This is a genomic window from Pseudomonas sp. TE3728, from assembly GCF_056279145.1.
The window spans coordinates 935,369-949,423 of sequence record NZ_JBWBQT010000001.1 but is presented as its reverse complement, the minus strand read 5'-3'; the positions used below and the strand labels follow the sequence as shown (position 1 = coordinate 949,423).

The window sequence follows — 14,055 nt, the reverse complement described above, 5'->3', positions numbered from 1 at the left end:
TTGATTTAATCCTGATATTGGCCGGTGTCTCTTTGAGACAGACGGCCATTTTTCAGATTGACAGCGGGGTAGGGGTATCGATATAAAAAGCCAAGTTGTACGACGACAGACGATAAATCGGCTGCTCAACCCTTAACAATAAAAAAGTGTCGGCCCCTATCATGAACTCAGCCTGTTTTCCCACCTCCCTAAACGCCCCTTCCAAAAATGCAATCCTGGCTGCCGGCATCTGCGCGCAGCACTCCGATTGCACGTGCATCGTTGCACCAGTTAATCGCAAACACCCAGAAGTCTGAATGGCCTTGGCGCGGACCCATCGCATTGTGGCGATGCTCTACGACCCATTGATCTCGCTTAAAACCGAGACTTCATCACCCTAATCCAACAATAAAGTGATGCCATGAATCTGAACGAGCCCATCAACGCTCAGCGAATCGGCCAGGCCGTCGGCAACTATCGCTGGACTATCTGCGCGCTGTTGTTCTTTGCCACTACCGTCAATTACCTCGACCGCCAGGTATTGAGCCTGTTGGCGCCGGATCTATCGACGCAATTTGGCTGGAGCAATAGCGATTACGCCAACATCGCCTCTGTTTTCCAGTTTGTGTACGCGATTTCCATGCTGTTCGCCGGTCGCGTGGTCGACAAGATCGGCACCAAGACCGCCTATGTGGTAGCGATCTGCATCTGGTCGACCGGCGCGGTCATGCACGCCTTTGCGGAGCCGATGGGTGAGGGGATAGGTGCCGTGAGCAGTACGCTCGGCATTGCGATGATTCCGGTTTCGATCGCAGGCTTCATGGTGTCGCGCGCCGTGCTGGCGATAGGCGAAGCGGGCAACTTCCCGATCGCAATCAAGGCCACCGCAGAGTACTTCCCGAAGAAAGAGCGTTCCTTTGCCACCGGCATTTTCAATTCCGGTGCCAATGTGGGCGCGATCCTGGCGCCGATCTGCGTGCCGCTGATCGCCGGTCTGTGGGGCTGGGAAGCGGCTTTCATCGTGATCGGTATGTTGGGCTTCGTTTGGGTGGGCGTATGGATTGCGCTGTACGAGAAGCCGGAGCAGCAAAAACGCCTCTCGGCGCAGGAACTGGCCTACATCCGCAGCGACCAGGTCGTGCAGGCGGTCACTCGCCCGGTACCGGGTGTTGCCGACAAAAAAGTATCCTGGTTCAAATTGCTGACCTACCGCCAGACGTGGGCTTTTGCTTTCGGTAAATTCATGACCGACGGCGTGTGGTGGTTCTTCCTGTTTTGGCTTCCCACCTATTTGTCGGCGCAATACGGCATGAAAGGCCAGGCCATCGTGATGCCGCTGGCCGTGCTGTACAGCATGACCATGATCGGCAGTATCGGCGGCGGCTGGTTCCCCAGCTATTTCATGTCACGCGGCGACGCGCCGTATGACGGTCGCATGAAAGCCATGCTGGTGATCGCATTCTTTCCGTTGCTGGTGTTACTGGCGCAGCCATTGGGTTACATCAGTTTCTGGGTGCCGGTGCTGCTGATTGGCGTGGGCGCGTCGGCGCACCAGGCATGGTCGTGCAACATTTTCACCACGGTGTCTGACATGTTTCCGCAAAAATCCATCGCTTCGGTGGTCGGTATCGGCGGTTTGGCAGGTGGCTTGGGCGGCGTAGTGATGACCAAAATCGGCGGTTGGGTGATCGATCACTACAAACTGATCGGCGATATTCATACCGGCTACATGATCATGTTTGCCATCTGCGCCTTGGCCTATCTGGTGGCATGGAGCGTCATGAAGGCGCTGGTACCACGCCATAAGGAAATCACCGATCTGTAAACGGCTGGCACCCGTCAGCCAGCGAGGGATACGCACTGCGACGCATTTTGTCGCAGTGCGTGACTTGACCGCCTTCCTCTGAGCCTGCGCCACTCATGTGAACAGGTTGATCGGGTCGACGAAGTCCGGCCTGTCGGTGCCGACTATCGGATTGCCATAAGCGAAGGAGGGCGCACGACGCGCTTGCCTGGCAATCCGCTATTTGGTCAATAACCTGCCCCAGAAACCTCTCTCCAGCCCGTGATAAGGGCGACAGCTCGTCATGGCGCATCCTGTCCCTCGTCGCAGATACCTTGCGCTCCTCGCCGCCGGGTCGCTGCAAGGGGGAGGCGCTCCGGCCGATTGCTACACACAGTCGTTCGGCATGATCTAAGCTCCAGAAGATGGTTTTTGCGAGCAGGGGTTTCAATGCGAAGCACACCTGAAAACAGCCTGAAAAATGCGTTGAAAGCCTGTAGAGATAGCTTTATTTCTGTTGGTTTTTTCAGCTTTTTCATCAACGCGCTCATGCTCGTGCCCACCTTCTATATGCTTCAGGTGTATGGGCGAGTGATGGCCAGCGGAAGCCTGACAACCCTGGCAATGCTGACGCTGATCATGACCGGGCTGATCATCACGCTCGGCTCCCTGGAATGGATCCGTTCGCGCATCATGGTTCGGGTCAGTACCCGACTGGATGTGTTGCTGAGTCGCCAGGTCTATAAGGCCAGTTTCAAACGGGCGCTGGACAGCGGTGGTATGGATGCCTCGGCCCAGTCGCTCAACGACCTGACAGGTTTGAGACAGTTTCTCTCCGGTAATGGTTTGTTCGCCTTTTTCGATGCGCCCTGGTTGCCTATCTACATCGCTGTGATGTTCATGTTTCACCCCTGGTTTGGCTGGGTAGCGACGGGCAGTGCACTGCTGTTGTTATTGCTCGCGTTTATCAATGAGAGGCTGACGGGGCCGACGCTGGCTCAGGCGAACAAGGAACATATCGGCGCGACGCTCTACACCACGAAAAATCTGCGCAACGCTGAAGTCATCGAGTCCATGGGCATGCTTGAAACCCTGATGGATCGTTGGGGGCATCGGCAAAGAAATGTTCTGTTGCTACAGGCCCAAGCCAGCGATAGAGGTGCCATCGTCAGCACGCTGTCCAGGACGTTCCGGATCCTGGTGCAATCATTGATCCTGGGGCTGGGGGCGTACCTGGCCGTGGATCATCAAGTGGGGGCAGGCTTGGTGTTTGCCGGGGCCGTGCTGCTAGGGCGTGCATTGGCCCCCATCGATCTGATCATCGGCAGTTGGAGAGGCTTTATTGCGGCTCGCTCGCAATACGGCCGTCTCAACGACATCCTCGACAAACAACAGGCTCAGCCCGAGCGTATGTCATTGCCTGCGCCTCAGGGGCACGTGCAGGTAGAGAATCTGGTGGTTGCGGCACCTGGTTCGAGAACCCCGATCATCAACAACATGAGTTTCAACGTACCTGCCGGCTGCGTTGTCGGCATCATCGGTCCCAGTGCCGCGGGCAAATCGACCCTGGCCAGGGCGTTGATGGGGGTATGGGCACCGCTGCATGGCGTGGTCCGGCTCGATGGCGCGGACATCAGCGCGTGGGATAAAGATGAACTTGGACCGTATATAGGTTACTTGCCCCAGGACATTGAGCTGTTCGAAGGCAGCATCAGCGAGAACATTGCCCGCTTCGCCGAGGTCGACTCGGTAAAAGTCATTCAGGCTGCCAGGACCGCTGGCGTTCACGAAATGATTTTGCAGTTGCCCGATGGCTACGACACCGTCATTGGCAGTGAGGGCCTCACGCTGTCCGGAGGGCAGCGCCAGCGCATTGGACTGGCCCGCGCCCTGTATGGCAGCCCGCGCCTGATTATTCTCGACGAGCCCAACTCCAACCTTGACGAAGTCGGCGATCGCGCCCTGGTGGCAGCCATCCAGCAGATCAAACAGAGCGGCGCGACCCTGTTTGTCATTACCCACCGAACCAACATCGTGTCGCAACTGGACCGGCTCATGGTGATGAACGCAGGGGCTATCAGTCTCTACGGGCCACGCGAGCAAGTGCTCGCCGAACTCGCGCAGAAACAGCAGGCACAAAAGCACGCCATGTCGGCAGGCGCCACCATGGCTTCGGTCAAAACCAGCAAGGGCGATGCCGATGAACCCTACGATGCCCAGTCGTCAAATTGAAAGCTTCGCCGGCCTGCCGATATCTGATCGTAAAGCACGCCGCCTGGGCATTGGTATTATCGGGGTGACCTTCGGCCTGTTCGGCACCTGGGCGGCGCTCGCGCCCCTGGACGGTGCCGCTTTCGCGCCGGGGGTGGTCACCGTGCAGACTTACCGCAAAACGGTCCAGCATCCTGAAGGCGGCATCGTCAAAGAGGTACTGGTCCATGACGGTGACATCGTCAAACGTGGTGATCCGCTGATCATTCTTGATGATGCCCAGTTGCGCTTCGAATACGAGATAAGCCGAGGTCAGTTGGTCGCAACCAGAGCCATGGAGGCAAGACTCAGGGCCGAGCGCGACACACTGTCGGCGATCAGCTTTGGCGAGATAGCCGATCCAGACAGTCTGCGCGGAGTGGAGGCGCGCCAGGGCGAGACCCAGGTATTCAACGCCCGGCAGGGCTCGCGGCTGGGTCAGATCTCGGTGTTGCGCGAGCGCATTGGCCAGTTGAGTCAACAGATCAAGGGACTGGAGTCGATGATTGCTGCCAAGGTTCATCTGGAGAAATCCTACAGCGGTGAAATCGTTGAATTGACCGACCTGCTCAAGCAAGGGTTCGTTGACAAACAACGTCTGCTGGATCAGGAACGCAAGCTGGGGATGCTCAGGTCGGAGGTGGCTGATCACCGGTCCGCTATTAACAAGACCCGTCTGCAGATCAACGAAACACAGCTGCAGATTCTGCAAATCGACAAGGATTTCAATACCGAGGTGGTCAAGGAGCTGGCCGAGGTTCAGACCCGGATGTACGACCTGCAAGAGAAGACCTCGTCCCTGGAAGACCGGCTCAGTCGTATCGTCATCCGCGCACCCGACGCAGGCATGGTGATTGGCATGACCGTGCACACCGTTGGTGGTGTGGTGAGCCCGGCAACGCCGCTGCTGGATATCGTTCCATCGGTTTCCGAGCTGGTCATAGAGGCCCAGGTAGCACCAGTGGATATTGATCGTGTCGCCATCGGCAAGCGTGCCGATATCCGTTTCGGCGCGTTCAATAGCTCGACCACGCCGGTGATCGAAGGCGTGGTCAGTAGCGTATCGGCTGACCGGCTGGTCAACGAAAAGGCCGGGACGGCCTATTACCTGGCGCGGGTGCGGGTAACCGAGGAGGGCGTGCGCACCTTGGGTGAGCGCAAGTTGTTGCCGGGGATGCCGGCGGACGTATTAATCATCACCGGGCAACGCACGTTGTTGCAGTACTTGATGCAGCCGGCTCGCGATGCCATGGCTCAATCGATGATCGAGGAATAACCATGAGCGCGTCGGCAGTGTTGCTGGGCGGTGTGTTCACGCTTGCAGCGGGTGCTGCCCTGGCGCAAACCATTGCGGCCACGCCTGCCGGGGTCAGTGCCTCGACGTTTTCCACCGACCTCATGCAGTTGTACCGTGAGTCGAGGCTGGAAGATCCGCGGGTATTGGCCTCCTATGCGCAAGCGCAGGCGGGCAAGGAACATCAGCGCGAGGCTATGGGGGCGCTGTTCCCCCAGGTATCGCTCAACGCCGGGACGAATCGGATTCATCAGGAGAGCGACCTGGTCCAGCAAAGTTACGATAGCGAAAACTACAGTCTGGTGCTGCGTCAGTACCTCTACAACAAGACCGCGTGGGAGAACTACCAAAAATTCAAAAGCCTGGCCAGGCAGTCCGAATCGCAAGCGCTGGATGCCCAGGCCGAGGCCACAGTGGACTTGGCGCAGCGTTACTTCACTGCGTTGGCGGCCGAAGATGAACTGGAGTTGGTGAGGGCGGAGCGTCGAACCACGCAAAAGAGTCTGGACCGGGTCAATGCGTTGTACGAAAAGCAGTTGGCAATGATTACTGATCAGCTCGACCTCAAGGCCCGGGTCGATTTGCTGGCGGCGCAGGAGCTGGATGCCCAGAACCAGGCCAGTATCAGTCGTGAGGCACTGGCGGAGATCGTCGGCCGTCCGGTCAAGGAGAAGCTCAACCGGATTCGCGATGACGTGCAACTACGGGTTTCGGCGCAGAGTCTGGAATCCTGGGTGCGCGAGGGTATAGCGCTAAACCCGGCGCTCAAGGCCAACGAGAGCGGTGTGGAAGCCGCGGGCGCAGCCTTGCGCAGCGGCAAGGGCGGGCACTATCCGACCCTGAGCCTTACGCTGAGCGCGCAGCAGACCAACGAGGGCTACAACAACGCCCTGGCGCCGCGCACCGACAGTTATGTCGCCGGTATTGGCGTGCAGGTGCCGCTGTACAGCGGCGGTTCGACCTCGGCGCGGGTCCGTGGGCTTTACCAGGATCAGATTACCGCCGAGCAGGAACTGGAAGCGATCCGGCGCCGGGTGGTCAAGGAGATCACCAGCGCTTACCTGACCGCCAATTCGAGCGGAGAAAAGATCAGTGCGAGCCGAAACGCCCTGGCCTCGGCACAGCTGTCCAGAGTGGCGGCAGAGAAAGCGCTCGATTACGGAATGGTCAATGCCGTCGATGTACTGACCACCGTACGCAACGAATTCCGGGCGCGTCGTGACCTGCTCAAGACGCAATACGAATTCGTCACGAATGTCCTCACGCTCAATCGTTGGGCGGGAAAGCTGCCTGCCGAAAGTGTCGAAAGCGTTAATGGCTGGTTGAGCTCCGGCAGTTCCAGCCAAAACTTCACATCCCCCTGATCCTGCCGCAACACCTACTGTCTCGCCGATAAATTGACGCCAATATCGCGGTTACACCTGTGTGCGAACCATTTGTCGGTTAATTGACGATTTCGATCGCGGTCAGACCTTGATCGCTGGTCGGCCAAGGTAAGCCTAAGATATTAATTATAAAGGGATAAATGAGCGCTTTTGACAGCGGCCGGGCTACCCGCATGAGGCGTGAGTCGACGACTGGCGGATGGGCGTGCTGGCAGTGTGCTGGTCTGGCCTAGACTCAGTTGAACAGATCGAGGGAGCACGTCATCACGCGCAAGTTATTGATGATTATTCCTATTTATGTTACCTCGATGGCTTTGCCCGGCTTTCGGAAACGCCCGCAACCCCTGCTTGTGAAGCCAGTGGAAGGGGCCCAAAAAAAAGAATACCCGGGCAGGCACCGTTAAGGCCTGTCGGCGTTCGCCTCTGCCCTTCGATCACGGTGGGCAGGTAAGCGAGCTGCTGATTCAGGAAGGCCAAGGGAGGGAGGTCATTAATTCTTCAAGGGAGTCAGGAAAATATGACGACCCACAAAAAAACAATACGTGTGATGCTGATCGATTGTCGTCCCCTCGTTCTCATGGGTCTTCAAGACTTGATCAATGCCAGGAAGCCTCAGATGGAAGTGAGCGGCCAGGCCACCACCTATACCAATGCGCTGGATCTTGCCGATCAATTGCGCCCCAATGTGATTTTTTTCAGTTTTTTTCCAGATGCGTTGAACCCTTTGGAAGTCGTTGCGGGACTCACCCGCAACGCCGAAATGAAAGTGCTGGTGCTCAAGGGTTTGTACGAAGCCATCCCCGTTGCCCAGGCAATAGAGGCGGGCGCACGGGGCATCGTGCTGGCGGAAGACCCGACGGAATCGATCATCCAGGCCATCATCACAGTCCATCATCGCGACACCGGACTGGATAGAGCCTGGGCCGGTGGGCTTTCCGGCTATGCCGCGACCGGGAATATCCATTTGAAATGCAATCTGGAGCAGGCAAAACAGGCGCGGCTGACGCTACGCGAGAGGGAATTGATTCGCGCCATTGTCGGGGATCCGTCCGCCAAATACATGAGCATCGCCGGGCGTCTGGGCATCAGTGAGCACACCGTGCACAACCACCTCAGCAACATCTATCAAAAGCTTGATCTGATCAACCGCATCGATTTGCTGATGTATGCGCTGAAGCACGGGCTCACCAACAACGAAAAACCACCCGAGTCCACGTGGGTGGAACTGGATTTGGTTTCACGTCAAAAAAAGACGTTTTGACACCCGTGGGCGCGTCTGCCGCAGGGTGCTGGGGTTGATACGAGCATGCGGATCTGAATATTGGAACTGACAAAAGAATGCGAGGGTGGTTTGCGCCACCCTCGCATTTTTTTACTACGCGCGTTTCTCAGACGCTGCCGTAAACAATGTCGCTACTCAGAAGATCGACCCCGACCAAGGTGATGGTCGTGACTTGTCCGCCCGTTTCAGCAACCGTCACGATGCTGTCGGCGCCGGTGTTGTCGATCGATTGGACAACCGCACTCTGGTCGCCGTTGAGTACCAGTGTGTCTCGCAGGCTTGCGTTCGCATCGAAGCCGGTAACCTGGTACAGGTTCTCATCGACCGACAAATCGACGTTGAAGGCATCACGTTCACCGCCCGTGCCCGCCAGCGAGAAGTCGAAGGTGCCGGACAGGTCGTTGGCGAACAGGTTGGCGTCGAACGTACTCGTCGCCGAGTCCCCATCCTTGTCGGTCAGCGTCGCGTTGAACGTCAGCTGGACATCGCTGGCCAGGCTCTCGCTCTCCTGAATGAACTGGATCGTCGGGATCTTGATCTCGCCTCGGGCCATCGTGAGCTGAACAGCGTCAATCAGATTCGTGCCATCGCTCTCAATGAGGAAGGATACCTGTCCGCCTGCCTCCGGAGTCAGGGTGTTCACTTCGATGAGGTTCGAGAACGTGCCGTCCTCGTAGAAGGCCCTGTAGTACAGGTCCTCGGTCGCCGTGTTGTAACCTCCCACGGAGTTGTCGATGAAGACCCTCATGCCCGTCAGCAAGCTCTCCGGATTGACGACGAAACTTTCATCGGCAGCGCCGATTGCCGCCAGGTTGTCTCCCTGGAACAGGTTATTGGCGACGCCGATGCCGGCGGTGCTGACGTTCATGGCCCTCGGGTCGATGTACGAGGGCAGGGGGTCGGTTTGTAGCGTGGTTTCGGTGGGGTCGGGTTCTCCGAGCCCGATACCGGTCAGGATGTCCGCAGTCGACGCAAGTGCCTTCGCGGAAAAGAACACAACCTCCTCAGATGGCGAAGGAATAGTCGGCGGATCCTGCTCTGGAATTAACAATGTGCGCACGGGATCCGGGCCTCCGGCACCGAGCGCGCCATCGGCAGTGCTGAGCACGATCTCCGAACTGAAGCCTTGCACCAGATCCAGTGCATAGCGGCCATCGGCATAGGCGGTCAGCGTGTAGTCGACGCTGGTGTCCGCCGTTGCGGCGTTGTTGTCGAAATCACCGGTTAACGTCCCTGCGAATTGGTACGCGCCATTGCCGTCCGGTGAGGGCGACTGCTCGGTGAGCGTGGCGGTCCCGGTGGTGGTCGTGTTGTCTGGCCTGACGAGGGTGAACTGGCTATTCACCGAGATATCCAGACCAGCCGCACCCAGCCCGTCGGCGCCCGCCGAATGGTCCCAGAAGCCGAATTGCGGCAGGACACTACCGGTACCGATCAGGTTGCCGAATGCAAGTGACGGGCCGTCGTCCTTGAACACCAGGTTCTGCCCGATGTTGAGCGTCGCCTGAGCGCTGTCGCCGTCCTTGTCAGTGATGGTTGCCGTCAGCGTCACCAGATTGTCCGCCGATAGCGTCGTCGAATCATCGGGATCGGTGGCGTCGGGATGCACCACGGCGCGCAGCTGATCGAGGGTGACGTCACCGTTGGCGGCGACGCTGACCGTGAACACCAGCAGGTTGGTGGTGGCCGTGCGGCCTTGCACCACGCCACCGTTAAGCGACAGGTTCACTGCCTCGCCGGTGGCCGTATCCGTCAGCCCGGAAGGACCGGCGGTCATGCCCAACGCATAGGTCAGGGTGCCGGCGCCATCAGCGCCAAACGCGGAGCTGAAGTTGGCGGTAAAGCTCTGGGTGGCGTCGGTTGCCAGCACCGTTTCGTCTACTGTCAGTATTGGCTCGGTGCCGGTGGTGTGGATGCTCGGTCCATCGTCCTCGAACACCAGATTCTGGCCGATGTTGAGGGTCGCCTGGGCACTGTCGCCGTCCTTGTCAGTGATGGTTGCCGTCAGCGTTACCAGATCGTCCGAGCTCAGGCTCGTCGCATCATCCGGATCGGTGGCATCGGGATGCACCACGGCGCGCAGCTGGTCGAGGGTGACGTCACCGTTGGCGGCGACGCTGACCGTGAACACCAGCAGGTTGGTGGTGGCTGTGCGGCCTTCGACTATACCGCCGTTAAGCGACAGGTTGACTGCCTCGCCGGTGGCCGTATCCGTCAGCCCGGAAGGACCGGCGGTCATGCCCAACGCATAGGTCAGGGTGCCGGCGCCATCAGCGCCAAACGCCGAGCTGAAGTTGGCGGTGAAGCTCTGGGTGGCATCGGTCGCCAGTACCGTTTCGTCTACCGTCAGCGTTGGCTCGTCACCGGTGGTGGTGATGCTTGGCCCGTCGTCCTCGAACACCAGGTTCTGGCCGATGTTGAGGGTCGCCTGGGCACTGTCACCGTCCTTGTCGGTGATGGTGGCCGTCAGCGTCACCAGATCGTCCGAGCTCAGGCTCGTCGCATCATCGGGATCGGTAGCATCGGGATGCACCACGGCGCGCAGCTGGTCGAGGGTGACGTCACCATTGGCGGCGACGCTGACCGTGAACACCAGCAGGTTGGTGGTGGCCGTGCGGCCTTCGACCACGGCGCCGTTGAGCGACAGGTTGACCGCTTCGCCGGTGGCCGTATCAGTCAGCCCCGAAGGGCCTGCCGTGACGCCCAGCGCATAGGTCAATGTGCCGGCGCCATCAGCGCCAAACGCCGAGCTGAAGTTGGCGGTAAAGCTCTGGGTGGCGTCGGTCGTCAACACCGTTTCGTCTACCGTCAGCGTTGGCTCGTCACCGGTGGTGCTGATGCTTGGTCCATCGTCCTCGAACACCAGGTTCTGGCCGATGTTGAGGGTTGCCTGGGCACTGTCACCGTCCTTGTCGGTGATGGTTGCCGTCAGCGTCACCAGATCGTCCGAGCTCAGGCTCGTCGCATCATCGGGATCGGTAGCATCGGGATGCACCACGGCGCGCAGCTGGTCGAGGGTGACGTCACCGTTGGCGGCGACGCTGACCGTGAACACCAGCAGGTTGGTGGTGGCCGTGCGGCCTTCGACCACGGCGCCGTTGAGCGACAGGTTGACTGCCTCGCCGGTGGCCGTATCCGTCAGCCCGGAAGGACCGGCGGTCATGCCCAACGCATAGGTCAGGGTGCCGGCGCCATCAGCGCCAAACGCCGAGCTGAAGTTGGCGGTGAAGCTCTGGGTGGCATCGGTCGCCAGTACCGTTTCGTCTACCGTCAGCGTTGGCTCGTCACCGGTGGTGGTGATGCTTGGCCCGTCGTCCTCGAACACCAGGTTCTGGCCGATGTTGAGGGTCGCCTGGGCACTGTCACCGTCCTTGTCGGTGATGGTGGCCGTCAGCGTCACCAGATCGTCCGAGCTCAGGCTCGTCGCATCATCGGGATCAGTGGCATCGGGATGCACCACCGCGCGCAGCTGGTCGAGGGTGACGTCACCATTGGCGGCGACGCTGACCGTGAACACCAGCAGGTTGGTGGTGGCCGTGCGGCCTTCGACCACGGCGCCGTTGAGCGACAGGTTGACCGCTTCGCCGGTGGCCGTGTCGGTCAGCCCCGAAGGGCCTGCCGTGACGCCCAGCGCATAGGTCAGCGTACCAGCGCCATCAGCGCCAAACGCGGAGCTGAAGTTGGCGGTGAAGCTCTGGGTGGCGTCGGTCGCCAGTACGGTTTCATCTACCGTCAGCGTTGGCTCGTCACCGGTGGTGCTGATGCTTGGTCCATCGTCCTCGAACACCAGGTTCTGGCCGATGTTGAGGGTTGCCTGGGCACTGTCACCGTCCTTGTCGGTGATGGTTGCCGTCAGCGTCACCAGATCGTCCGAGCTCAGGCTCGTCGCATCATCGGGATCAGTGGCATCGGGATGCACCACCGCGCGCAGCTGGTCGAGGGTGACGTCACCGTTGGCGGCGACGCTGACCGTGAACACCAGCAGGTTGGTGGTGGCCGTGCGGCCTTCGACCACGGCGCCGTTGAGCGACAGGTTGACCGCTTCGCCGGTGGCCGTATCAGTCAGCCCCGAAGGGCCTGCCGTGACGCCCAGCGCATAGGTCAGCGTACCAGCGCCATCAGCGCCAAACGCGGAGCTGAAGTTGGCGGTGAAGCTCTGGGTGGCGTCGGTCGCCAGTACGGTTTCATCTACCGTCAGCGTTGGCTCGTCACCGGTGGTGCTGATGCTTGGTCCATCGTCCTCGAACACCAGGTTCTGGCCGATGTTGAGGGTTGCCTGGGCACTGTCACCGTCCTTGTCGGTGATGGTTGCCGTCAGCGTCACCAGATCGTCCGAGCTCAGGCTCGTCGCATCATCGGGATCAGTGGCATCGGGATGCACCACCGCGCGCAGCTGGTCGAGGGTGACGTCACCGTTGGCGGCGACGCTGACCGTGAACACCAGCAGGTTGGTGGTGGCCGTGCGGCCTTCGACCACGGCGCCGTTGAGCGACAGGTTGACCGCTTCGCCGGTGGCGGTGTCGGTCAGCCCCGAAGGGCCTGCCGTCGCGCCCAGCGCATAGGTCAGCGTGCCAGCGCCATCAGCGCCAAACGCGGAGCTGAAGTTGGCGGTAAAGCTCTGGGTGGCGTCGGTTGTCAGAACCGTTTCGTCTACTGTCAGTATTGGCTCCGTGCCGGTGGCGCTGACGCTTGGTCCGTCATCCTCGAAGATCATCTTGGAGCCGATTTCGGCGATCGTAGTAGAGGTATCGCGCAGCGTGAAGCCACCGATATCAAAATCGGCGTGGTTATCGCCCCTGGCGTCGAGGGCCGCCCCGTTCTCGATGAGCACGCGGTTGTGGTCCGACGTTGTGGTGTATTCAATCTGGTAACCGGCCAGAACGCCGGTGATGGTTGCAACCCCACCAGTGAAGGTGATGGCAATGGACGGATCATTCACCGAACCGTCTGAATTCTCGATCACCTGCCCGGTGCTGATGTTGGTGACGAGCACATTGGTGATGGCAACCGCCGTATCACCTGTATAGCCGTTGACGAAGTTCACGCCAGGTTCAACAGCGGTGTTGAATGCGCTGATTTTGACCACCGCAGTCTTGCCGCCTTGCAACTGCACGACGTCGAAACTGGCCGACGTCGAATTGAAGACCCCGGTAAAGTCGATGTTGGATTCAACATCTGCTTCGGTCTGACTCAGGTTGGGAACGGTCACATCCTGCCTGGCGCCCGTGACGAACGTAAAGCGGATGCCTTCCTGTTCCGTAATCATCTGGTTGTTGGTGCCGATGGTGGTCGGGCCACCACCCTGGCTGGTATTGATCGTGTCGCCAGTGTTGATATTGGCGCCGCTCGATTGGTCTGCGGGGTTCTTGCCGGTGGCGATGATGGTGGTATCGGTGATCCGCACGACACCATCGACCGTTTCAGTTGTCGGGTTCGCTTTCGTGAACATCAAAAAGAGGTTCTGACCGGAGGGCGCACCGGCGAGACTGAATCCCTGGTCCTGGGTAGCTCCGATGAACACCTTATCCAGCAGATTGAGCGAATCATCGGGGTTTGTAGCATCTGGGTGCTTGAGCGGTTGGTATTCCACGGTCCAGATCTTGCCGCCGGTGACCGGCGATCCGGTTTCTTCAATGTAGGCAGCGAACACGATCGCGCCATCTGCGCCCCCGGCTCGGCCCAGAAGAATGTTGTTGTTCGTATCGGTATAGAGAAGGATGCTGGTGCCATCGAGGGTATCCAGTCCACTGTCCAGACCATCGAGTGGTGCACCAGCGCTGTCGACGAAGCTGATGTCGCTAGTGCTTCCTCCACCGGTGATAGTGAACGCATTGGTGCCCGTGTTGCCCGCGGCACCGGTATAGCCACTCAAGGCCGCACCCGTTGCGGTACCGGCTCCAAGTGCGGTCAAGCGGGTAGAGAAGGAAGCGGGCAGGGATGCCACAAGAATGTCGTTGTCGTCAGCGTCTCCTGCAGGGGTTGGCGTGGCGGTGGCGTTCTGTAACCCGGCCGTCTCGTCCAGCACAACGTCCTCGCCTGTGATTGCAATAGCCATGATTTTTCTCCCGAGCAATTGCGGTCA

At 59.5% G+C, this 14,055-nt stretch carries 7 protein-coding genes; 5 read left to right on the top strand and 2 right to left on the bottom strand.

Going from position 1 to position 14,055, the window contains the following annotated elements:
- Window positions 1-400: 400 nt before the first annotated feature.
- On the top strand, window positions 401-1,804 hold the full coding sequence (locus ACZ89R_RS03670; protein ID WP_429546669.1) for an MFS transporter: 1,404 nt from the start codon (window positions 401-403) through the stop codon (window positions 1,802-1,804).
- Between the two features lie 260 nt (window positions 1,805-2,064).
- On the opposite strand, the gene ACZ89R_RS03665 is transcribed toward ACZ89R_RS03670, so the two are convergent.
- The gene (locus tag ACZ89R_RS03665; protein WP_429378250.1) at window positions 2,065-2,313 is read right to left on the bottom strand and encodes a hypothetical protein; all 249 of its coding nucleotides are present in this window, start codon (window positions 2,311-2,313) and stop codon (window positions 2,065-2,067) included.
- Here ACZ89R_RS03665 and ACZ89R_RS03660 point away from each other — a divergent pair.
- The 4 genes from ACZ89R_RS03660 (at window position 2,213) to ACZ89R_RS03645 (ending at window position 7,952) form a co-directional block, all read left to right on the top strand.
- Window positions 2,213-3,994 (top strand): type I secretion system permease/ATPase, encoded by a 1,782-nt coding sequence (locus ACZ89R_RS03660; protein WP_123494912.1) that lies wholly within the window; start codon window positions 2,213-2,215, stop codon window positions 3,992-3,994. The genes ACZ89R_RS03665 and ACZ89R_RS03660 overlap by 101 nt on opposite strands.
- Window positions 3,975-5,288: an HlyD family type I secretion periplasmic adaptor subunit gene (locus ACZ89R_RS03655; protein WP_429546670.1), complete on the top strand. Its 1,314-nt coding sequence runs from the start codon at window positions 3,975-3,977 to the stop codon at window positions 5,286-5,288. Before ACZ89R_RS03660 ends, ACZ89R_RS03655 begins: the two co-directional genes overlap by 20 nt.
- A gap of 2 nt (window positions 5,289-5,290) precedes the next feature.
- On the top strand, window positions 5,291-6,670 hold the full coding sequence (locus ACZ89R_RS03650) for a TolC family outer membrane protein (RefSeq protein ID WP_123494909.1): 1,380 nt from the start codon (window positions 5,291-5,293) through the stop codon (window positions 6,668-6,670).
- A 538-nt stretch (window positions 6,671-7,208) separates the two neighbouring features.
- Window positions 7,209-7,952: a response regulator transcription factor gene (locus tag ACZ89R_RS03645; protein ID WP_123494908.1), complete on the top strand. Its 744-nt coding sequence runs from the start codon at window positions 7,209-7,211 to the stop codon at window positions 7,950-7,952.
- 127 nt (window positions 7,953-8,079) lie between these two features.
- Here the strand turns inward: ACZ89R_RS03645 and ACZ89R_RS03640 are convergent, their stop codons facing one another.
- Window positions 8,080-14,028, bottom strand: coding sequence for a DUF5801 repeats-in-toxin domain-containing protein (locus ACZ89R_RS03640; protein ID WP_429546671.1), 5,949 nt, complete (start codon window positions 14,026-14,028; stop codon window positions 8,080-8,082).
- Window positions 14,029-14,055: the final 27 nt, after the last annotated feature.

What these genes read in the sequence shown, in the direction of transcription:
- ACZ89R_RS03670 (WP_429546669.1), top strand. Translation starts at nt 401, where the DNA reads ATGAATCTGAACGAGCCCATCAACGCTCAGCGAATCGGCCAGGCCGTC.
- ACZ89R_RS03660 (WP_123494912.1), top strand. Translation starts at nt 2,213, where the DNA reads ATGCGAAGCACACCTGAAAACAGCCTGAAAAATGCGTTGAAAGCCTGT.
- ACZ89R_RS03665 (WP_429378250.1), bottom strand. Translation starts at nt 2,313, where the DNA reads ATGAGCGCGTTGATGAAAAAGCTGAAAAAACCAACAGAAATAAAGCTA.
- ACZ89R_RS03655 (WP_429546670.1), top strand. Translation starts at nt 3,975, where the DNA reads ATGCCCAGTCGTCAAATTGAAAGCTTCGCCGGCCTGCCGATATCTGAT.
- ACZ89R_RS03650 (WP_123494909.1), top strand. Translation starts at nt 5,291, where the DNA reads ATGAGCGCGTCGGCAGTGTTGCTGGGCGGTGTGTTCACGCTTGCAGCG.
- ACZ89R_RS03645 (WP_123494908.1), top strand. Translation starts at nt 7,209, where the DNA reads ATGACGACCCACAAAAAAACAATACGTGTGATGCTGATCGATTGTCGT.
- ACZ89R_RS03640 (WP_429546671.1), bottom strand. Translation starts at nt 14,028, where the DNA reads ATGGCTATTGCAATCACAGGCGAGGACGTTGTGCTGGACGAGACGGCC.